Origin of the sequence: Maribacter sedimenticola (genome assembly GCF_900188415.1) — a bacterium.
Classification (GTDB): Bacteria; Bacteroidota; Bacteroidia; order Flavobacteriales; family Flavobacteriaceae; genus Maribacter; species Maribacter sedimenticola.
In genome coordinates this window covers 1,174,972-1,196,437 of the sequence record NZ_FZNV01000001.1, presented here as the reverse complement: position 1 = coordinate 1,196,437, position 21,466 = coordinate 1,174,972, and the positions used below count along the sequence as shown (strand labels likewise).

25 protein-coding genes are annotated in these 21,466 nt (G+C 36.8%); 8 read left to right on the top strand and 17 right to left on the bottom strand.

Annotated features, from left to right (window positions below; translation table 11 throughout):
* On the bottom strand, positions 1-351 hold a 351-nt coding region (locus tag CHB68_RS05025; protein WP_143815172.1), incomplete at its 3' end, for a CAP domain-containing protein.
* A 322-nt stretch (positions 352-673) separates the two neighbouring features.
* On the opposite strand from CHB68_RS05025, the gene CHB68_RS05020 reads away from it, so the two are divergent.
* Entirely contained in the window at positions 674-1,051 is a 378-nt protein-coding gene (locus CHB68_RS05020) for a DUF1456 family protein (protein WP_089259720.1), read from the top strand.
* Positions 1,052-1,094: 43 nt separating this feature from the next.
* Here the strand turns inward: CHB68_RS05020 and CHB68_RS05015 are convergent, their stop codons facing one another.
* From CHB68_RS05015 to CHB68_RS05005, 3 genes are all read right to left on the bottom strand, one after another.
* Entirely contained in the window at positions 1,095-1,430 is a 336-nt protein-coding gene (locus tag CHB68_RS05015; RefSeq protein WP_089259719.1) for a hypothetical protein, read from the bottom strand.
* Between the two features lie 378 nt (positions 1,431-1,808).
* A complete protein-coding gene (gene sucC / locus CHB68_RS05010; protein ID WP_089259718.1) occupies positions 1,809-3,005 on the bottom strand; it encodes an ADP-forming succinate--CoA ligase subunit beta in 1,197 nt (398 codons plus the stop codon).
* A gap of 150 nt (positions 3,006-3,155) precedes the next feature.
* Positions 3,156-3,794: an LON peptidase substrate-binding domain-containing protein gene (locus tag CHB68_RS05005; RefSeq protein WP_089259717.1), complete on the bottom strand. Its 639-nt coding sequence runs from the start codon at positions 3,792-3,794 to the stop codon at positions 3,156-3,158.
* A gap of 151 nt (positions 3,795-3,945) precedes the next feature.
* On the opposite strand from CHB68_RS05005, the gene lysA reads away from it, so the two are divergent.
* Entirely contained in the window at positions 3,946-5,184 is a 1,239-nt protein-coding gene (lysA, locus tag CHB68_RS05000) for a diaminopimelate decarboxylase (RefSeq protein ID WP_089259716.1), read from the top strand.
* Between the two features lie 56 nt (positions 5,185-5,240).
* Positions 5,241-5,777, top strand: a complete 537-nt coding sequence (locus CHB68_RS04995) for a thioredoxin family protein (RefSeq protein WP_089259715.1) — start codon at positions 5,241-5,243, stop codon at positions 5,775-5,777.
* Positions 5,778-5,839: 62 nt separating this feature from the next.
* Here CHB68_RS04995 and guaB read toward each other — a convergent pair whose 3' ends face one another.
* The 3 genes from guaB to CHB68_RS04980 all read right to left on the bottom strand — a co-directional run bounded on the left by guaB (position 5,840) and on the right by CHB68_RS04980 (position 9,106).
* Positions 5,840-7,312, bottom strand: a complete 1,473-nt coding sequence (guaB, locus tag CHB68_RS04990) for an IMP dehydrogenase (RefSeq protein WP_089259714.1) — start codon at positions 7,310-7,312, stop codon at positions 5,840-5,842.
* Between the two features lie 251 nt (positions 7,313-7,563).
* Positions 7,564-8,433: a hydroxymethylglutaryl-CoA lyase gene (locus CHB68_RS04985; RefSeq protein ID WP_089259713.1), complete on the bottom strand. Its 870-nt coding sequence runs from the start codon at positions 8,431-8,433 to the stop codon at positions 7,564-7,566.
* Between the two features lie 49 nt (positions 8,434-8,482).
* Positions 8,483-9,106: a LysE family translocator gene (locus tag CHB68_RS04980; RefSeq protein WP_089259712.1), complete on the bottom strand. Its 624-nt coding sequence runs from the start codon at positions 9,104-9,106 to the stop codon at positions 8,483-8,485.
* 176 nt (positions 9,107-9,282) lie between these two features.
* Between CHB68_RS04980 and CHB68_RS04975 the strand changes: the two genes are divergently transcribed.
* Positions 9,283-9,600, top strand: a complete 318-nt coding sequence (locus tag CHB68_RS04975) for a Dabb family protein (RefSeq protein ID WP_245838815.1) — start codon at positions 9,283-9,285, stop codon at positions 9,598-9,600.
* Positions 9,601-9,682: 82 nt separating this feature from the next.
* Here CHB68_RS04975 and CHB68_RS04970 read toward each other — a convergent pair whose 3' ends face one another.
* Together CHB68_RS04970 and CHB68_RS04965 are read right to left on the bottom strand one after the other, a co-directional pair.
* The gene (locus CHB68_RS04970; protein WP_089259710.1) at positions 9,683-10,720 is read right to left on the bottom strand and encodes a quinone-dependent dihydroorotate dehydrogenase; all 1,038 of its coding nucleotides are present in this window, start codon (positions 10,718-10,720) and stop codon (positions 9,683-9,685) included.
* A gap of 62 nt (positions 10,721-10,782) precedes the next feature.
* Positions 10,783-11,229 (bottom strand): hypothetical protein, encoded by a 447-nt coding sequence (locus tag CHB68_RS04965; protein ID WP_089259709.1) that lies wholly within the window; start codon positions 11,227-11,229, stop codon positions 10,783-10,785.
* A gap of 72 nt (positions 11,230-11,301) precedes the next feature.
* Between CHB68_RS04965 and pepT the strand changes: the two genes are divergently transcribed.
* Together pepT and CHB68_RS04955 are read left to right on the top strand one after the other, a co-directional pair.
* Positions 11,302-12,525: a peptidase T gene (gene pepT / locus CHB68_RS04960; RefSeq protein ID WP_089259708.1), complete on the top strand. Its 1,224-nt coding sequence runs from the start codon at positions 11,302-11,304 to the stop codon at positions 12,523-12,525.
* 2 nt (positions 12,526-12,527) lie between these two features.
* Positions 12,528-13,124: a YdeI/OmpD-associated family protein gene (locus CHB68_RS04955; protein WP_089259707.1), complete on the top strand. Its 597-nt coding sequence runs from the start codon at positions 12,528-12,530 to the stop codon at positions 13,122-13,124.
* Positions 13,125-13,138: 14 nt separating this feature from the next.
* On the opposite strand, the gene CHB68_RS04950 is transcribed toward CHB68_RS04955, so the two are convergent.
* The 4 genes from CHB68_RS04950 to nusB all read right to left on the bottom strand — a co-directional run bounded on the left by CHB68_RS04950 (position 13,139) and on the right by nusB (position 16,350).
* The gene (locus tag CHB68_RS04950) at positions 13,139-14,488 is read right to left on the bottom strand and encodes a Gfo/Idh/MocA family protein (protein WP_089259706.1); all 1,350 of its coding nucleotides are present in this window, start codon (positions 14,486-14,488) and stop codon (positions 13,139-13,141) included.
* Positions 14,489-14,582: 94 nt separating this feature from the next.
* On the bottom strand, positions 14,583-14,867 hold the full coding sequence (gene yajC, locus CHB68_RS04945; protein WP_089259705.1) for a preprotein translocase subunit YajC: 285 nt from the start codon (positions 14,865-14,867) through the stop codon (positions 14,583-14,585).
* Between the two features lie 24 nt (positions 14,868-14,891).
* The gene (locus CHB68_RS04940) at positions 14,892-15,362 is read right to left on the bottom strand and encodes a DUF1573 domain-containing protein (RefSeq protein WP_089259704.1); all 471 of its coding nucleotides are present in this window, start codon (positions 15,360-15,362) and stop codon (positions 14,892-14,894) included.
* A gap of 43 nt (positions 15,363-15,405) precedes the next feature.
* A complete protein-coding gene (gene nusB, locus CHB68_RS04935; protein ID WP_089259703.1) occupies positions 15,406-16,350 on the bottom strand; it encodes a transcription antitermination factor NusB in 945 nt (314 codons plus the stop codon).
* 168 nt (positions 16,351-16,518) lie between these two features.
* Here nusB and CHB68_RS04930 point away from each other — a divergent pair, with 168 nt between their 5' ends.
* Positions 16,519-18,270 (top strand): ABC transporter ATP-binding protein, encoded by a 1,752-nt coding sequence (locus CHB68_RS04930; RefSeq protein WP_089259702.1) that lies wholly within the window; start codon positions 16,519-16,521, stop codon positions 18,268-18,270.
* A gap of 65 nt (positions 18,271-18,335) precedes the next feature.
* Positions 18,336-18,719: a PUR family DNA/RNA-binding protein gene (locus CHB68_RS04925; RefSeq protein WP_089259701.1), complete on the top strand. Its 384-nt coding sequence runs from the start codon at positions 18,336-18,338 to the stop codon at positions 18,717-18,719.
* Positions 18,720-18,789: 70 nt separating this feature from the next.
* Here the strand turns inward: CHB68_RS04925 and CHB68_RS04920 are convergent, their stop codons facing one another.
* Genes CHB68_RS04920 through CHB68_RS04905 form a run of 4 tightly spaced genes read right to left on the bottom strand, consistent with a single transcriptional unit; the run spans position 18,790 to position 21,406 of the window.
* Positions 18,790-19,845, bottom strand: a complete 1,056-nt coding sequence (locus CHB68_RS04920; protein ID WP_143815171.1) for a lysophospholipid acyltransferase family protein — start codon at positions 19,843-19,845, stop codon at positions 18,790-18,792.
* A complete protein-coding gene (locus CHB68_RS04915; protein ID WP_089259699.1) occupies positions 19,842-20,762 on the bottom strand; it encodes a bile acid:sodium symporter family protein in 921 nt (306 codons plus the stop codon). The genes CHB68_RS04920 and CHB68_RS04915 overlap by 4 nt, the downstream gene beginning before the upstream one ends.
* A gap of 3 nt (positions 20,763-20,765) precedes the next feature.
* Positions 20,766-21,104, bottom strand: a complete 339-nt coding sequence (locus tag CHB68_RS04910; protein ID WP_089259698.1) for a tRNA-binding protein — start codon at positions 21,102-21,104, stop codon at positions 20,766-20,768.
* A complete protein-coding gene (locus tag CHB68_RS04905) occupies positions 21,104-21,406 on the bottom strand; it encodes a phosphoribosylpyrophosphate synthetase (RefSeq protein WP_089259697.1) in 303 nt (100 codons plus the stop codon). Before CHB68_RS04905 ends, CHB68_RS04910 begins: the two co-directional genes overlap by 1 nt.
* Positions 21,407-21,466 lie beyond the last annotated feature (60 nt).

The window sequence follows — 21,466 nt, the reverse complement described above, 5'->3', positions numbered from 1 at the left end:
ACCTTGCGCAGTGGCAAAGTTCCTCCCTACGTTTTCAGATACCTTAACCGCGTTGAATTCCTCAGAAAGCGCAGATGATCTTTGAGCAAAATTATCATGGCTTATCTCTTCCTTTGAAATCATGTATAGATTGTGTTCCGTAGTATAGGCTTGGGCACGGGTGTCATAGGATAAGGAAGAAAGTCCCAATTCTATCCTGTAATCGTTAACTAGTTCAAATATCTCCAATTCCATTTCGCTATTGGAAACGATCAACGCCGTGGAATTGATCTGCTCATCAACAAGCTCTTCTTTACTACATGAGCTTGTCATCATTAATATCAACATTAAGAACAGTATTGGAAATTTCATTTTAACTTGCTTTATCATTAATTACACCGCAAAGTTAGGTTCGGTATAAAGTAGGTTTAGTGAAACTTCGTGCAACGGACAATAAGTGTCGATAAGAAGTAAATTCTTAAAGAATGTGTAGTATTAAACGTTCATACTTAAAATTGGTAATCGGATTTATTGGTAGTTAATCGGGTTTCAAAGTAAGAAGTAGGTATTATAAATGCACAGATTAAAATGAACGTCAAAAATGACTTTTGTTTCTTTAAAAGTTGAATAACTTACTATGGTAATTTAAGAGTACATAAATTTATAATACCTTGCACAGCTAAATCTTCAAAGTATGACCAACAATGATATTTTTAAAAAATTAAGAGTTGCATTAAAATTTAGGGACGATGATATTGTAGAAATTCTTCAATTAGTAGATTTCAAGATTTCAAAAAGTGAACTTGGGGCTTTTTTCAGAAAAGAAGATCATCCTAACTATATGGAATGTGGAGACCAAGTGCTGCGCAATTTTTTGAATGGCCTGGTAATCCACTTAAGGGGCACTAAAGAAAATCCAAAGATACCGGGAGAGGTTTTATTGGCAATGTCCTCATCAACCAACAAGCCCGTAAAGAAATTCAATACAAGGGAAGATTTTAAAACAAAGCAACTTAAAAAGGTGGACAAAAGCATTGACCAAGTAAAGTATAAAAACAAAAAAAAATCCTGAAACGTTGTCTTGTTTCAGGATTTTAGCTTCTTAAATAGGTGGTTTACGCCTTTATACGAACTGGTATAGTGTAAATTTTACCTTCTTCAACTTTGCTCAAATCTACTTTTTTGTAATTCAAGCTATTTTTCACGAATCGCTCCATTCTTTCATATTGACTATCTACGGACAATACGACGATTTCGCCTTCGCTGTTTAATGTAAAACGAACTTGGGCAGTTAGGTCAGAATCAATTTCTGAAAAATTGTTGTTGGCCAACATCACTGAAATCTGTGAAGAAAGACTTTTGGCAGGACCGATATCCGTGTTATCGTTTGCCATTACATTACCTGTTGCGAATAAAACTGCTGCTACTACTACTAAACTTAATTTTCTCATGACTTTTTGTTTTTTTCCCTGGAATATCCAAAGAATGATTAATAATTGATTGATGATGTTATATTATAAAGACGATAATACATTTAGTTTGTTACGGCAAAAAATCATTTTAACAATTATTTAAAATTTCAAATCTGTTTCAACTTTTTACTTAAACTCAAATTATATCCGTAAATATTGGGGAAATACGAATTTTAACCCTCTTAATTCATGAATTCCTAATATTTAAATAAAATTGAATTTAACGTCAATTTCACATTTGCTATATATAATAGTATTGTATAAAAGGAACTGAATAAGGATATTCAAAAATTTTGGACATAAAAAAAGACCATCTAATTGATGGCCTTTTTCAATATAAACTAAAATCAGGTAATTTTATTCAGCTAATACTTCCTTAACCTTATCCGCAGCTTCTTGGAATTGTACCGCAGAATGAACAGCTAAGCCAGAATTATCAATAATCTCTTTGGCCAATTCTGCATTGGTTCCCTGTAATCTTACAATAATTGGTACTTTCATGGCATCTCCCATATTCTTGTAAGCATCTACTACACCTTGGGCTACACGGTCGCAACGTACTATACCTCCAAATATATTGATCAATATTGCTTTTACGTTTGGATCTTTTAAGATAATCCTGAAAGCCTCCTCTACTCTTTTGGCATCTGCGGTACCGCCTACGTCCAAGAAGTTTGCAGGCTCACCACCGGCCATTTTAATTAAATCCATTGTTGCCATTGCAAGACCGGCACCGTTCACCATACAACCCACGTTACCATCAAGGTCTACATAATTAAGACCTACTTCCCTTGCTTCTACTTCAATAGAGTTCTCTTCCCTTAAATCGCGCATTTCAGCATATTGCTTCCTGCGGTAAAGTGCATTATCGTCAATAGAAACCTTAGCATCTACCGCCATAATCAAATCATCAGATGTTTTAAGAACAGGATTGATCTCAAACATATTTGAATCACTTTCTACATATGCTTTATACAATGCAGCTACAAACTTAGTCATCTCTTTAAAAGCAGTACCGGAAAGTCCAAGGTTAAAAGCTATCTTTCTTGCCTGGAATCCTAGTAACCCCGTTGCAGGGTCTATCTCTTCTGTAAAAATCAAATGCGGTGTATTCTCCGCAACCTCTTCTATATCCATACCACCTTCGGTAGAATACATGATCATATTCTTACCGGTAGCCCTGTTAAGTAGCACCGACATATAAAATTCGTTGGTCTCACTATCTCCTGGATAATACACATCCTCGGCTATCAATACCTGATGAACTTTTTTACCCTCGGCAGAAGTTTGCGGGGTTACCAAATTCATACCAATGATCTGATTTGAAATTTCTTCTACTTCCTTAAGGTTTTTGGCCAATTTAACACCACCCCCTTTTCCACGACCACCTGCGTGAACTTGAGCTTTAATAACATGCCATCCTGTTCCGGTTTCTGCGGTCAATTGCTTGGCGGCATCAACGGCCTCTTTTGCATTATGGGCAACTATTCCTCTTTGGATGCGCACCCCAAAACTTGCTAATATCTCTTTTCCTTGATATTCGTGAAGGTTCATATATATGGTGATTTTAATTGTTTGACAAAAATAGGAAACAGGAGGTTATAATCTAAAAATACGGGTGATTAATTGGATATTCTGTAAAAAAATAATGGTTCATGTCCTATATGCATAGCCAATTACCACAAATTACACCTAAAATCAGCCCTACATATCTATATTTTTAAAATCCAATGGGTCAAAATTTTTAAAATGACCATTGAGCTCTATAATTTTTTTGGTACGTTCCACTTGTCCTAGTACTGTTATCATAGAGGTCAAATGTAGACTGATAAAATTTAAACGGTCATTTTCATTCGGTATTTGCAACAATTGATATTCCTGTTCAAAGGATAGACCTATTTTATGTGCCAAGGTAAAACTATTGAATTCATTGACCTTGATTTCCTTAAAAGGAACTTCCATCATAGCATATAACTGTTGAATACCTTCTAAAACAGTTTTTTTCTTTTCCACACTGGCTTCATAATCATAATCGATCAACTTAACGATTCCCCCAGCATATAATTTACCGGACATTATAGGGTCAAAGTCCAACAACTTAAAAACTTGCCTTGCCACGCACACTACATCCATCTCTCCGTTATCATAAGTGGTAACCACTTCCACAAGCTGTACCTCAACACCGTATTCCATTTTATTATTGATATATACAGGAATGCCAAATGTTATTGCCTCATCACGGCAGTCATTGATCAATTGTTTATATCGCTCTTCAAAAATATGTAATGGCACGGTCTCCCCCGGATAGAATATAGACTGTAAAGGAAATAAGGGTAATTTCATTATATAAAAATACAAAGGTATTTGCCTTGTGGCAAAACAAAAGAAATGTCAAATTGTTTCATATAACACAATTTGTTATTTTAATCATTTTTCTGTTATTTTTTTTGCCACATTCCATTTAGAAAACTAAATTCGTAAAAAAAATGATCGTATGAATAATGAGGATTTATTGCAAATAGCAAAAACCTACGGTGATCCGGTATATGTTTATGACTCGGGTAAAATAGTATCTCAATTTAATAGATTGACAAAAGCTTTTGGATCGGTAAAGAAATTAAAACTGAATTATGCGGCCAAGGCGTTGTCCAATATTACTATATTAAAATTAATGAACAGTCTGGGCAGTGGTCTGGATACGGTTTCCATACAAGAGGTACAATTAGGGTTAATGGCCGGATTTAAACCCGAATCGATCATTTTTACACCTAACGGGGTTTCTTTGGAAGAAATAGAAGAGGCATCAAAACTTGGTGTTCGCATCAATATAGATAACCTTTCCATATTGGAGCAGTTTGGTAGCAAACATCCAAATGTACCTGTTTGTATAAGGATCAACCCACATGTAATGGCAGGTGGAAATTCAAATATATCAGTAGGCCATATAGACTCTAAATTTGGAATTAGCATTCACCAAATTCCTCATTTATTGCGTATTGTTGAATTGACCAAAATGAATATTAATGGTATACACATGCATACCGGAAGCGATATTTTGGATATCGATGTGTTTTTATATGCATCTGAAATATTATTTGATACGGCCCGTAATTTCAAGAATCTTGAGTTTATAGATTTTGGTAGTGGTTTTAAGGTTCCTTACAAAGAAGGTGATATTGAAACCAATGTTGAGGAATTAGGCAAAAAATTAGGAAGTAGATTTAATGAATTCTGCAAGGAATACGGAAAGGATCTTACATTGGCGTTTGAGCCTGGTAAATTTTTGGTTAGTGAGGCCGGTCTGTTCTTGGCGAAAGTAAATGTTGTAAAGCAAACGACATCTACCGTTTTTGCCAGTATAGATTCTGGATTTAATCATTTAATTCGTCCTATGTTGTACGGTGCAACGCACACCATCAAAAACATCTCCAATCCAAAAGGTAGGGAGCGGTATTATTCCGTTGTAGGATATATCTGTGAGACGGATACTTTTGCAAGCAATAAAAGAATAAACGAAATTACCGAAGGAGATATTCTTTGCTTTAAAAATGCCGGGGCCTATTGTTTTACAATGGCAAGTAACTACAACTCAAGGTTTAGACCACCAGAGGTACTTTGGCATAAGGGCAAAGCTATTCTTATTAGGGAAAGGGAAACTTTTGATGATTTAATACGCAACCAAGTGGACATTAAGGACTTATTTGCCGTAAAAGAAGTTGAAAAAGTAAAATAAAGGAAAGGAAAAAACGTTAGTTTTGGTATAGTTATTGGACTAACCATTAAAAAATTATGAAACGATCTTTCTTTTCCTCTACTAATATAATTTTAGGCCTTGCGTTCTTATTAGGTACATTACAAGGTTTTGCCCAAGAAGTCAAATGGCTAACTTGGGATGAGGCCGCAAACTTGAGCGCAACCGCTGAAAATCCTAAAAAAGTATTCATTGATGTGTATACGGATTGGTGCGGATGGTGTAAGAAGATGGACAAGGATACCTTTCAAAATCCTGAAGTTGCCGCATATATGTCTGAAAACTACTATATGGTAAAACTTGACGGAGAAGGAAAAGAGCCCATAGTCTATAAAGGAAAGACCTATAAATTTGTACCGTCCGGCAGAAAGGGATATCACGAATTTGCAGCCACTTTGATGCAAGGTAGATTAAGTTACCCAACCACTATATTTTTAGACGAGGAACTGAATATGCTTTCACCGGTACCAGGGTATCAAAAACCAAAACCGTTTTTGAACATTGCCCGTTATTTTGGTGATGACATTTATTTGGAAAAGGATTGGAACACTTATGCGGGAAAACCCGGGAAATAATAAATAATTGATATAAAAAAAGAGGTCCATAACGGACCTCTTTTTTTTATACACAATAGAAATTACCTACTATAGTTAGGGCTTTCCTTGGTAATGGTTACATCATGAGGATGACTTTCATTGATTCCACTAGCAGTAATTTTCACAAATCGCCCAGTTTCCTTCAATGTGGCTATATCCTTGGCCCCACAATATCCCATTCCTGCTTTTAGTCCGCCAACGAACTGATGGATACTTTCGAACAAATCTCCTTTATACGGTACACGCCCAACAATACCTTCTGGCACCAACTTTTTAATATCATCCTCTACATCTTGAAAGTAACGATCCTTACTACCTTGCTTCATGGCTTCCACGGAACCCATACCTCTATAAGACTTAAACTTTCTACCTTCGTAAATGATGGTTTCTCCAGGAGATTCTTTTGTACCTGCCAAGAGAGAACCAAGCATTACGGTATCCGCCCCTGCTGCAATTGCCTTAGGGATATCTCCCGTATAACGGATACCGCCATCTGCAATTACGGGTACGCCAGAACCTTTTATGGCCGCAGATACTTCTAGAACTGCAGAAAATTGAGGAAATCCTACACCGGCAACGACCCTAGTTGTACAAATTGAGCCTGGACCTATACCAACCTTTACGGCATCTGCACCGGCCTCTACCAAATATTTTGCGGCCTCGCCCGTAGCAATGTTCCCAACAATAACCTCCAGATCGGGAAATTTATTTTTTACCGCCTTCAAAACTGATACCACACCTTTTGTATGCCCGTGCGCAGTATCGATTACCACAGCATCTACCCCCGCATTGACCAAGGCCTCTGCCCTATCTACGGCATCTGCGGTAACCCCTAAGGCTGCCGCTACACGTAATCTACCATACTGATCTTTATTGGCACTTGGTTTTTGGGTCAATTTTGTAATATCCCTAAACGTAATGAGTCCAACAAGCGTATTATCCTTGGTTACAACAGGTAATTTTTCAATCTTATGCTGTTGTAAAATATCCTCTGCTTCGGAGAGCGAGGTACCTTCATCTGCCGTTACCAAATTTTTGGAGGTCATTACCTCTGAAATAGGCCTTTCAACATTCTTTTCAAAACGAAGATCTCTATTGGTGACGATACCTAACAGTTTACCTTGGGCATCCACTATAGGAATACCTCCAATACTATGTTCCTTCATGCTGGCCTTGGCATCCTTGACCTTAGAATTTAATGGAAGGGTCACGGGATCTAAAATCATACCGCTTTCCGCCCTTTTAACTTTCCTGACCTTCATAGCCTGCTGCTCTATGGTCATGTTCTTATGCAATACTCCAATACCACCTTCTTGCGCCATGGCAATTGCCATTCTGGACTCCGTAACGGTATCCATTGCAGCAGAAATAATCGGCACATTGATTGTAATATTTCTTGTAAATTTTGTTTGGATGCTTACTTCCCTCGGAAGCACATCTGAAAAGGCAGGTACCAACAATACGTCATCGTATGTTAGACCTTCTCCTAGTATTTTATTTTGGTGGGCTTGCATAGCAATTAAGGATTTAATTGCGTGCAAATATAGTGAATATTATTGATTTAACGCTTGTTCTTTATGAACCGGTTTACATAATTGCAGAAGAACGACCAATGCCGAAATTGTATACGTGGCCGTCATCAAAATTCCCGAAATCATAATGATGTATTTAAACCAAATGATACCTGTTTACAAAGTTTATTTGTACTAAATCTAAATTAAAGTAATAACTGTTATTAAGGTTTTGATCCAAACATTTCATGTTATCAATGATAGGCCGAAAATAATTCCGTTGCTTTATTATAAGCGGCTTCAAAAGCCATCCAGTTTACGCCCATTTCCGCTTTTTTTGTAGTAAAATAAGATAGCATTTTTTCCGTAGGCATATTGCCCGTTAAATCGTCCTTTGCCATTGGACAGCCGCCAAAACCTTGAATAGCGCCATCAAATCTACGACAACCAGCAAGGTAGGCCGCATGTATTTTTTCGTGCCATTTACTCGGTATAGTATGTAAGTGGGCTCCAAATTCAATGTCTGGATACGAAGGAATCAAATTGGAAAACAAATATGAAATGGTTTCAGGATCCGAAGATCCTACCGTATCGGAAAGCGATAAAATCCGTGCTCCCATTTTGGCCAATTTCTCTGTCCACTCACCCACAATATCAACATTCCATGGATCGCCATAAGGATTTCCAAATCCCATGGAAATATAAGTGACCACTTCTTTATTGGCTGCATCTGCAAGATTAAACATTTCCTGTAATGTCTCTACGGACTCCGCTATGGTCTTATGTGTATTGCGCATTTGAAAATTTTCCGAAATGGAAAACGGAAATCCCAAATAATCAATTTCAGGATGGGAAACGGCATCTTGCGCTCCCCTAACATTCGCCACAATGGACAACAATTTTGTAGAGGTTCCCGACAGGTCCAACTCACCCAATACCTTGGCCGTATCTACCATTTGTGGAATAGCCTTGGGAGAAACAAAGCTGCCAAAGTCCAAGGTATCAAAACCGCAACCCAATAATGATTGAATATACCTTACCTTTTGTGGGGTAGGTATAAAATCCTTGATACCTTGCATGGCATCACGTGGACATTCAATGATCTTAACCTTGGTATTTGACATGATGTAAAAATACGAACTCTAAATAAGTAAGTTGGGTAATTTCTTCTAATTACCAACTAAAAAGTAAATAAATGGCGATACCAACAAATACTACGATCTGCAACCATTTTAATAGGTAGCCAGTACGCTCATTTGCGGTCAAAAAGGTTGACACTTGACCCGATAATAATGCAATACCGCCAAAAACTATTGAAGATATAAAAATGAACAAAAAACCTAGAATGTAGAATTGAAACGCTGTACTCAATGTTTCCGAAAAAAGAAATCCAGGAAAAAAGGCTAGAAAAAAAATAGTGACCTTGGGGTTTAAAACATTCATTATAAAACCTTGTTTATAGAGCGCCAAATAGCTTTTTGAATTAACCGAAGTTTTTGTTATCTGAATCCTATCGTCGCTTTTATAGACCATTAATGCCAAATAAATTAAATATGCGGAACCAAAGAACCGGATCATATTAAAAATTACAGGATTGTTCTTTATTAGAACCGAAACCCCTATAGCCAAAAGTGTTGTATGCACTAAACAACCCGTCATAAGTCCTGCAACAACGGCCAGTCCGTATTTTTTGCCATTACCCATACTTTGAATCAACACAAAAATATTATCAGGGCCCGGGGACAGGGACAGTAAAAACGTGGCCATTGAAAATGCCAGTAAAACCTCGTAATTCAATTGTATAGCATTTAGTTAATGTTGAAAATTACGAATATGGTTTAATTCGTCCTATTTTTAATATCTTGTTTAAAATTAATGACACCATGAAAATTAAAATAGTAGTATTTCTGGCAGGGTTGGCATTTATAGCTAATGCCCATGCCACAACACCTCAAAAATTAAATGAAGAAATTATGACCAAGACCGATAGTCTTTTAAGACATGTAGTTCTTTTTAAATTTAAGCAAGGGACTACCACGGAACAAATAGATAAGGTTGAAGCGGCTTTTAGTGCCCTACCATCTAAAATTGAACAAATACAAGGTTATGAATGGGGAACAAACAATAGCCCAGAAGGTCTGGACAAAGGATTTACCCATGCATTTTTCCTAACCTTTAAAAGTGAGGAAGATCGCGCCATTTATTTACCCCATCCAGACCACAAAGCATTTGGGGCGGTTTTGACCCCACACTTAGAAGATGTACTTGTCATTGATTATTGGACCAAATAAATACATTAAAAATCACGACAGCCTTTAGGTTTTATATATCTAAAGGCTGTTTTATTTTAAGAATCAAAGTTAATTTCTCTAGTTAAGACTTTTCCAGAAGTTTCTGGTTTATTTCTTTGACAAGTGCAGGACCCTCATACACAAAACCTGTCCATAATTGAATTAAATCTGCACCAGCCTCTAGTTTTTCTATGGCATCCTGTGCAGAATGAATACCCCCTACACCAATAATTGGAAATGCCTTGTTACTTTTTTCCGCAAGGAAACGAATAACTTCTGTACTTCTATCCTTTAAAGGAGCACCACTCAATCCACCTTTTTCCTCTACCAATAAGGCATGGGACTTTAGGTTATCCCTTGAAATAGTGGTATTGGTAGCAATTACCCCATCTATACTTGTAAGGCTTACAATATCAATAATATCATATAATTGGCTATCCGTAAGATCTGGCGCAATTTTCAGCAAAATAGGTTTACGCTCCGTATTCTTTCTTTTACTAAGCTTTGCATTCTCTAATTGAAGTTCGTTCAATAAAGCGGTAAGCGGTTCCTTATCCTGCAACTCCCTTAACCCAGGGGTATTAGGTGAACTGACATTGACCACAAAATAATCCACATAATCAAAAAGGGCATCAAAACAAATAAGGTAATCTTTAATGGCCTCATTGTTAGGGGTAACTTTATTTTTACCGATATTACCGCCTATAAGTACATTATGTTCCTTTTTTAAATTCTCCACTGCTTCAAAAACCCCTTGATTATTAAAGCCCATACGGTTAATAATTGCTTTATCGGCCTTTAGTCGAAACAGTCTTTTTTTAGGATTGCCTGCTTGCGGCTTAGGGGTAAGCGTACCTATTTCTATAAAACCGAATCCAAAATTTGAAAGCTCGTTATAGAGAACCGCATTTTTATCGAAACCTGCAGCTAGACCAACAGGATTCTGGAATTTTAATCCAAAAAGTTCACGTTCCAAACGCTTGTCCTGAACCAAGAACATTGACCTTATTAGTCCTGACAATCCTATTCTGGACAGAAACTTTATGCTTGAAAAACTTAAATAATGAACTTTTTCCGGGTCTAACAGAAACAGAATAGGTCTAATGAGAAGCCTGTACATTGAATTATTTTAGGTGCTGCAAAAATACAAAAGTGTAATTGAAATTCTATTGCAATTCAGCATCAGTTTTTATGGTAAAGACTATCTGAATATACCGTTGGCTCCACTAAAAAAGGAGAGCGCGATGCTTCTTTGCAAAGCAATTGGTATAACTGATATTGCTTAGGGTTGAACAGGGCCAACATTCTTTTGTCCAACATGGTTTGCACCCTTGCCATACTGTCCATGACCTCCTTATACTTTTCTGCCAAATTTCGCAATTCCGTTACCGTACTTTGTGGATGTCGCTCTTTAATGTTCCGTAATTCAGTATTAAGCAGCCCATTCCTATATTTTACCTCGGCACCAAAATTTAGCAGTTGTTGTTTTTGTGCTTCATTCAATTGAAAGACATTTGAAATTACCGTGTCATTGGTTACCCCCACGCCCAATACACAATCTGCTTGAGCACATATATAGGAAACATTGAGACATAACCATAGTAAACTAAAAAAACCTGTTCGCCGCATTGTATATAGTATAGAAACTTAGGTTTACTAAATTACAATTTATAACCCTATTTTTGATAAAACCATTTTACTATGCAACATATTATTGACCGCTTTATCAGTTATGTCACTATAGACACCCAGAGCGACCCTACATCAGAATCTACCCCAAGTACAGAAAAACAATGGATTTTAGCCCATAAGTTAGTGGATGAACTGCGTAGTATTGGTCTACATGATGTCACCATAGATGAGAACGCATATATAATGGCCACATTACCGGCTAACGTGGAGCACGAGGTACCTACAATAGGATTTATTGCCCATTTTGATACATCGCCAGATTTTTCAGGTACGAACGTGCGTCCTCAAATAATCGAAAATTACAATGGTCATGATATTATACTGAACGAAGAAAAAAACATTATACTTTCCTCTTCTTATTTTGATGATCTATTGCAATATATAGGCCAGACGATTATAACTACGGATGGCACTACCCTATTAGGCGCAGATGACAAAGCTGGTATCACGGAGATTGTAACCGCTATGGAACACTTAATACACAATCCGGAAATTAAACATGGTACCATTAAAATAGCTTTTACGCCAGATGAAGAAATTGGAAGAGGCGCCCATAAATTTGATGTGGAAAAATTTGGTGCCCAATGGGCCTATACCATGGACGGTAGCCAAATAGGGGAATTGGAATATGAAAATTTCAATGCGGCAAGTGCAACTATTTCCATTTCGGGTAAAAGTGTTCATCCGGGCTATGCCAAGGGTAAAATGGTCAATGCGGTGATCATTGCCAATAAAATTATTGAAGATCTTCCCAGACACGAAATCCCAGAGGAAACTACCGGAAGGGAAGGATTTTTTCATGTTCATACCCTAAATGGTGAAATTGAAAATGCCACTATTGAAATGATTATTAGAGATCATGATATGGACCATTTTCTTCGGAGAAAAGAACTTATACAGGCAATTGTAAAAAAGTATAATCAAGCATATGACGATTGTATAACCTTAGAGATCAAAGACCAATATTTTAATATGAAAGAAAAAGTGGAACCTGTGTTCCATATTGTAGAAATTGCCCAGAGAGCTATGGAAGACATTGGTATTAAGCCCATCATAAAATCTATACGCGGAGGCACGGACGGTTCCCAACTTAGTTTTATGGGCCTGCCCTGTCCCAATATTTTTGCCGGAGGACATAATTTTCATGGTAAATATGAATACGTACCTGTAGAAAGTATGCAAAAGGCCGTAGAAGTAATCGTTAGAATCTGTGAACTGACCGCAAATAGATAATAATGGACAAGCAGGAACTACTACATAAATTTTACACCGAAGATCATCAATTTAGTATAGGGGTCAATGAGTTAAGGGCATTGATATTAGAAACTGGCCTACAAGAAACGTATAAATGGAATTTCCCCACTTATACGTTAGGCAACAAAAATATTGTAGCCATATGCAAGTTCAAGGCCCACTTTGGAGTCTGGTTTTTTAACGGGGTTTATCTTAGCGACCCCAATAAGGTATTGGAAAATGCCCAAGAAGGAAAAACCAAGGCCATGAGGCACTGGAAATTCCACTCCGTTGAAGACATAGATTTCCAGACCGTAACATCCTATGTATTGGAAGCAATAGAAAATCAAAAAAAAGGACTGCATTTGGTTCCTGAAAAAAAAACACCTGCCCCACTTATAATACCTTCCCATTTATTAGCCGCCTTGGGTAAGAACAACGATTTAAAAAAAGCATATTATACCTTAAGCCCATATAAGCAAAAGGAATATGCCGAATATATTGCCACTGCCAAACAGGAAAAAACCAAATTGTCCAGACTTGAAAAATCTATACCGCTAATTTTAGAAGGTAAAGGACTAAATGACAAATACCGATAAGACGTTGAATAACCCTACGAAAAGGGAACTTTATAACCATTTTTATAATTGGCTTTGAGATATTCATTGGCCGCGGCATCAGAAAATTGCCTTTGTTCCTTATCCCAATAGATTCTATTGCCAGTCTTGTAAGCTACGTTACCCATGTGAGAAACTACCGCCGCATCATAACCGACCTGCAATGGCGCTGTTAATATGGAACTGTCCCTTTTTTTCACCGCTTCAATAAAATTTTTAGTATGTAGGTCCAATCCGCTAACCCCATTATTATCATAGGAAACAGCTTCCATTTTAGGAATACCTTCCTTACCCCATCCTTGAAATTCTTTTTCTGGAATAACTTCCCAACCCCCTCTATCCAATACCAAGGTGCCGTTGTTACCTATAAATGCAATACCGTGATTTCTACCATAATTTCCACCGTCAATACCGGTGGCATGTTCCCATAGAATGGAAAAACCCTCATATTCATAAACAGTCTGTAAGGTATCCGGAGTTTCTGAAGCGTCATTGGGATAGGCAAATTTACCTCCTAACGCCATTACCGATTTTGGATAGCCAGCTTTCATGCCATATAAGGCATAATCCATTAGGTGCACTCCCCAATCGGTCATTAATCCGCCTGCATAATCCCAAAACCATCTAAAATTAAAATGGAATCTATTGGCATTGAACGGCTTAATAGGTGCTGGCCCCAACCACATGTTATAATCCACTCCATCAGGAGCCGAAGAATCCGCAACTACGGGTACGGGCTTCATCCAACCTTGATAGGCCCACGCCTTGGCCAACCTGATTTCTCCCAAAGCTCCGGAATGTACAAATTTAATAGCATCTACAAAATGTGGCTGGCTTCGCTGCCATTGCCCAATTTGCACCATACGGTCACTGCTTTTGACACCGTGCAACATACTATCTGCCTCTTGTATGGAATTGGCTATAGGTTTTTCGCAATATACATCCTTGCCTGCCTGTAGGGAATCTATTAATTGTAGGCAGTGCCAGTGATCAGGTGTACCTATAATAACCACATCAATATCCTTATTATCCAATAAGGCCCTGTAATCCTTATACCATTTTGGCTTTTTTATCCCTGCTTTTTGCAAATCTGCCGTTCTGGATTTTAATACATTTTCATCAACATCGCAAAGTGCCATTACATTTATTTCGCTCATTTTCAAAAAAGAAGAAAGGTCTGAAAAGCCCATACCTTTACAACCTATTAATCCTACATTTATAGTATCGTTTGGCCCTACTTTTTTTCTGATCATTGACAACAACTCCATTGGAAACATGAATGATGCCCCCGTTGCCATTAATCCTACAGTACTTTTTCGTATAAAACTTCTTCTATTTTGTAACATGTCGTTGATTTTAATGCCATTAAATATAGGATTTTAGGAGCAAAAAAAAACACTAATGTTACCATTAGTGTTTTTAATACATTTAAAAATGTTTTTATTTTTCAGGAGCATTCAGTTTTTTGCTCATCTCCATAGATATTGCAGACCTATCAAATTTTAATTTTCCTGCCATGGTTTCCAATACACAAGAAAAATCTTTATCATTTAAATCTACCACTTTCCCGTGCAGTCCACTTTTGGTGATTACACGATCACCACGTTTTAATTCTGCCGAAAATTTCTTTTCATCCTTCTGTCTTTTCATTTGAGGTCTGATCATAAAAAAATATGCGACCACAAAGATTAAGATCATTGGAAGAAACTGTCCTAATTCACCCATTATTTGGTATGTATAAAATTATAATTATTTAACAGGTCCTAATGGAGCTGCCCCTTTTGGATTTACAAAAGCTTTGATTCTTAAAAGTTCCGATCCTTTTTCCGTATTGGCCGTAACCGTAATTGTTTTTGTTACCTGGTTTTGTCCCGATCCGTTAAAATTTACCTTTAACTCCCCAGACTCACCTGGTGCAATTGGATCTTTTGGAGGATTGGGTACGGTACATCCACAGCTACTTTTTGCATCAGTGATGATCAAAGGAGCATTGCCCGTATTCGTAAACTTAAAAACCGTTTCTTGTGGTGTTCCTTGCTCAATGGTACCGAAATCATGCTCTGCCTTTTCAAATGACATAACCGGCACGGCTTTGGCAGCTTCATCCCTTTCTGCCGCCTCTGCTACATTATCACTTTTAATCTTACTTGAAGCATTTTCCTTACAAGAAGTAAAAGCTACCATTGATACAAGACCAACAATTAAAACTATTTTTTTCATACTTTTTAGATTTATCGATTTAGTGTAAAATTATAAAATATTTTTATAACAGCCCTCTGCCCATTTTATTGAGTTTTCCTGCTGTTTTATACTCTTTGGTAAGCTTGTCCAGAATACCGTTAATGAATATACTGCTCTTAGGCGTAGAATATTCTTTAGCAATTTCCAGATATTCGTTTATAGTAACCCGCTCCGGTATGGAAGGAAAATGCAACAGTTCACAAATTGCCATTCTTAACAATATACTATCAACCTCAGCTATCCTATCCTTGTCCCAGTTTGGGGTCTTGCCCTCTATCTCCTTTTCAAGCTCGGCATTCTTTAAAAGCGTTCTGGAAAGGAGTTGTAAGGCAAACTGCATATCCTCATCATCCTTCAACAAACTTGGTAGAAAAAAAGATTCTGAATGAGATTCTTTGGTTTTCTTTAAGTGCTTTAAGACAAAAGTGTTTACTATAGGAATATCGTCTACCCATGTTAATTTATCGTCCTCGAAATAATCATATATTTTTTCGTTGGGAGCAATAATGGTCTTGAACAATGTCATAATAAACTCTTTGTCCGATGCATAGTCACTACTAGGTATGGACATATATTCCTGATATACCTCACTATCCAGTATAGCTTTATAAATCAACTTTACATATTCCTCGTTCAAATACCAATTATCTAACTTTCTATGGGCAATTTCCTCTTCCAACATCTTATTGTCGGCAATTTGCAGTAACAATTTGTTCTGCATAAATTTTTTAGGATTGGGATATACATTTTTTTCGCTGATGTATTTATTAGCGGAAAGGGAAATCTGATCGGCAGCTCTCTTCTGTAATTCTACAAAAAGACCTAACCATAGTAAATAGAGCGTATAGGTATTCTCTATGCTTACTTTTAAAAACTTCTCTTGTTTTTGCAAGGAATCATCCTTGGATTGAATTAGGGCGTAAATGCTCTGCATTACCTTGACCCTAATGTGCCTTCTTGTAAGCATTTTAAAGAACTTATTTAATTAGGTTATTCATTAACGCTGCAAAGGTAAGTATCTATTTAAAGGGTCACAATAGCAATTGCATTTATCTTAGGTAATTTATAACATTAGGTTTTAGGGCAAAAAACTATCTTTGACCAAATATTTATATTTTTCTTTTTTACAAATCCTATGAAAGAACTTAAGCATCTTAATAAATACTTTAAAAAATATTGGCTTAAACTCTTTCTAGGAATCATAATTACCATTGTAGCCCGGCTTTTCCAACTGATCATGCCTTCCTACGTAAATAAGAGTATATCTGTTGTAGAGCGTTTTTTAAACGCGGAGATCGCAAAAACAGAAGCCCAAGATCTGCTCTTACAATTTATCCTTATTATTGTGGGCGCCGCGTTGCTATCAGGCTTCTTTACTTTCTTAATGCGGCAAACGATCATCAATATTTCCAGGTATATTGAATACGACCTAAAAAATGAAATCTTTGATCACTACCAAAAACTTAGTCTTAATTTTTATAAGAAGAACAGAACGGGCGATTTAATGAACAGGATCAGTGAAGATGTCAATGAAGTACGTATGTATGCGGGTCCGGCTATCATGTACGGCATACAGACCTTAACGCTCTTTGCCTTTTTAATACCATTAATGTTCATTAAGGCCCCCACTTTGGCGGCATATACACTTTTGCCATTACCCATTTTATCCGTTTTAATCTACCAGATCAGTAAGGTCATCCATAAACGAAGTACCATTGTACAACAATACCTATCTACTTTATCGACTTTTACGCAAGAAGTATTTTCAGGAGTTTCCGTCATTAAGGCATATGCCCTGGAGCCACAGACCAATGAAGATTTGACCTGCCTTGCCAATGAAGGCAAGAACAAGAGCATTAGCTTGGCAAAAGTAAATGCTTGGTTTTTTCCCCTTATGATCTTGTTGATCGGTATAAGTAATATCCTTGTCATCTATATTGGTGGCAAGCAATATTTGGCGGGCGAAATAAGTGTTGGTTTGATCGCAGAATTTATTTTATACGTAAATATGCTGACATGGCCCGTTGCCATTGTTGGCTGGCTGACATCCATTGTGCAAAGAGCTGCGGCAAGTCAAGAAAGAATCAATGAATTTTTAAGGGAAGCTTCTGAATTGGACAATACCCCTACCCATAAACATGATATAAAAGGTAAAATAGAGTTTAAAAATGTAGGCTTTACCTATGAGGACACCAACATAACGGCTTTAACAGACCTTTCCTTCACCATCAATACAGGAGAGACCACCGCAATTATTGGTAAAACAGGTTCCGGAAAATCTACCATATTGGATTTAGTTGCACGGTTGTACGATACCACTTCCGGAGAAATATTAATTGATGATGAACCTATAAAACATATTGACCTAACGGACTTAAGGGAATCTATAGGAGCGGTACCCCAAGATGCATTTTTATTTTCGGACAGCATAAGGAACAACATTAAATTTGGGAAGGAAAATGCCACTGAAGAAGAAATTATAGCTATTGCCAAGGATGCCGTAGTCCATGAAAACATCATGGGCTTTTCCAAAAAATATGATACGGTTCTAGGAGAAAGGGGAATTACATTAAGCGGTGGACAAAAACAACGGGTATCCATTGCAAGGGCACTTATTAAAAAACCGCAAATTTATTTGTTCGATGATTGCCTTTCCGCGGTAGATACGGAGACCGAGGAAGAAATTTTAAGCAATTTAAAAAAGGCCTCTAAGAATAAGACTACCTTGATTGTAAGTCATAGGGTTTCATCTGCCAAAAATGCCGACAAAATATTGGTATTGGAAGACGGCAGGCTTATTCAGCAGGGCACGCATGATGAATTGAACATAACGGATGGCTATTATAAGGAACTATACACCAAACAGCTGTCCGAGAAAGAAAATTAGAAAATTGTTGTCGGATAGCGTTTTTTTTTCCATTTTTGATAGTATAATGACACTAAACATAAGAAATGAGCGAAAGAGATTTATCAGACCAGGAAGAAATTCACTCCAAAGTATTACGCGCAGGCAGACGGACTTATTTTTTTGATGTAAGAAGTACCAAGGCGGGCGATTACTACCTTACGATAACGGAAAGCAAGAAGTTTACACATGATGATGGTTCATTCCATTATAAAAAACATAAAATCTACCTTTACAAAGAAGATTTTGAAGCTTTCAGGGAAAATGTGGAAGAAATGATGGATTTCATTATTAATGAAAAAGGTTCTGAAGTTATTTCGGAAAGACATCAGAAAGATTTCAAGAAGGAAGATACTGAGGCAGAGCCAGAAGTTGAAAAGTCACAAAGCAGCACCTCTAGTTTTACCGATGTTAGTTTTGAAGACATTTAATACAATTTAATAATCTATATTGTTCAACGACCCTTTTCAGGGTCGTTTTCATTTTGGTATATTTTTAAAACTACCTGAGCACATATTTTATTAAACATAAGGAAACAACAACCTGTATGGCCAGAATGAATATAGCCATTTTGACACTTACCATATTTACCAATATCAAAAACAGAAGGCACAGATAAACAGGGTACGCCAAAAGTCCAAATGCAAATTTGAACGTTCCCATAAATTCCGCTTCCGGTACTTTTGGTTTCATCCAATATTTCCAAAGTAAATAAACAGGTAGATTCAACAAATACAAGAAAAACCTAAACGAGCCTTTACCCCTATTTTCCCAAGAAGAATTACTACTACGATTAGAAATGCCTGATGAACTATACGTTTTCACCCAATTATTTGTAGCAATGGGATCCGTAAAATCTATTCCTTCATATTCCAATCTATCAACAAGACTTTCATAATTGTCATCGTCTTCAATATGGGTAGTCAGTTTTTGGAGGGCAGTAGTAACTTGTTCCTTTATTGCCTTACTTGTTTGAGTATAATCATTGGGGTCAAAAAAAAGTTTTGCCGAAATTGGTTTGCCATAATGGACCGATACCCGATCTGGAAAATGGGTAGCATTTTTATAGTTTAGTCCCACCGGTACCAATTGAATATCCAAATTTGGATACAGTTCCAGGCTCCTAATGATTATTCTTGTAAATCCTTTACTTAAAGGTCTAACCCTTCTACGAAGATTATGATTTGCCTCTGGAAAAATAACCAACGCATTTCCGTTACCCAAAACTTTTGCACAGGCATTAAATATTTTATTGTTATTGGATAAGGAATTTCTGCCATCTCGTATCCGGTATATGGGCATCATTTGAAAATAAGTAAAAATTCGTTTTAGAAATCTACCCTTAAACACATCTGCACGGGTCAAAAAATAAGGTTTACGATTACAATCCGTAGCAATGAGAAGAACATCCATCAGAGCACTTTGATGATTGGGCAAAAACATTACCGGTTTGTTTGTAGGCACATGCTCCAAGCCCTTAATTTCAATCCGTTTATAAAATCCATATAAACCTGTCTTAATAATAAATTTAACAACAGAATACATAAATTCGTTCAAGCTATAGTATTTTTTACGATTACTTTATTATACCAGATTGCGGCCAAGATCAAACCAGATACAATATGCCAAATTCCCCAAAATGCTGCTAATAATGCCATACCCCCAAGTCCATCAAAAAATGTAAAAATCAAAAGTAAGCCTAAGCCAGAATTCTGAATACCTGTTTCAATGGTAACGGACCTTCTACTCTCCGCGGGCAACCGAAATAGTTTTGCTATTCCGTATCCTGTTGAGAAAGCAATTAAATTATGAAGTACCACAATCCAAAATACATAGTAGATATAATCCAAAAAAATTATACGGTTTTTATATAATGCTATGAAAACCAAGCTCACAAAAAAAACCAAGGATACTATTTTAAGTTTTTTTGCTATAGCAAGGGCAAGTGACGGTTTTTTGTAATTAATAAACATACCAAGTACCAACGGAAGACCCAATAAAAGAGATACCAGTTTGATCATTTCATATGGTGATATAGAAATTTCTTTAATAAGGCTTGCTCCGGGACCGTAAAAAGATGACCAAAAATGAAAATTTATAGGCGTCATGGCAATTGCCAATAAGGTAGCAATTGCAGTAAGGCTAACGGACAAGGCAGTATTTGCTTTTGAGAGATAGGAAATAAAATTAGAGATATTACCCCCAGGGCAGGCGGCCACCATAAACATGCCCAATGCAATACTAGGTAACGGTTCTATAATAATTATAAAAAGAAAAGTCAAGGCTGGCAACAGAATAAATTGACTGCACAGACCTACCAAAATTGCTTTAGGTCTTGTCCACAAAGGTTTAAAATCCTTAATTGAAATTTCTAGCGCCACACCGAACATGACTAGACCCAAAACCATATTCATGACCCACAATGATTCAGAATCAAAATTGATATGAACGTTATCTAAAAGGTTATTTGTCAAATATTAGGAAATTTTCAATCCGTTGGGCACCTTCATTTGCGGTTGCAACAATATTACGGATGAATTGTCTACAGCTCCTAATATAAGACATTCACTCATAAAATTGGCAATTTGTTTTTTAGGAAAATTAATAACGGCAATGACCTGCATACCAATAAGCTCTTCTTTATTATACTTTAAGGTAATCTGGGCAGAAGATTTCCTAATACCTATTTCATCGCCAAACTCAATGGTGATTTTATAAGAAGGATTTCTAGCTTCAGGAAATTCATCTACGGAGAGAATGGTACCTACTCTCATATCAATTTTACTAAAATCGTTCCAGGTAATGGTTTCTTGCATTATGTAAGCCTAAGTTTTTCAATAAGATCTTTAGGAACATTACCGGAATATGCACCATAGGCATCAACCAATAATCCTTTTTCCCCTTTACTGGTCTCTATAACATAAAGAATAGTATTGTCATCTGGATTGGTCATTCCCTCAAAACGATAGAATTTAACAACTTCCAAATCTGTGGCGGCATGCACACTTTTTTTACTTTTATTCTCTACACCGGCATCACAAAGATTAAAATCTTCTGTATAACCCTCTTCTTGCAATGCTTTAATAGCGACGGACAGTGAAATATATGATTTTTCCATAATATATGTGTTTTAGAATGTATGAATACCGTAAAGTAAAAGCAAGCCTCAATAATTTCT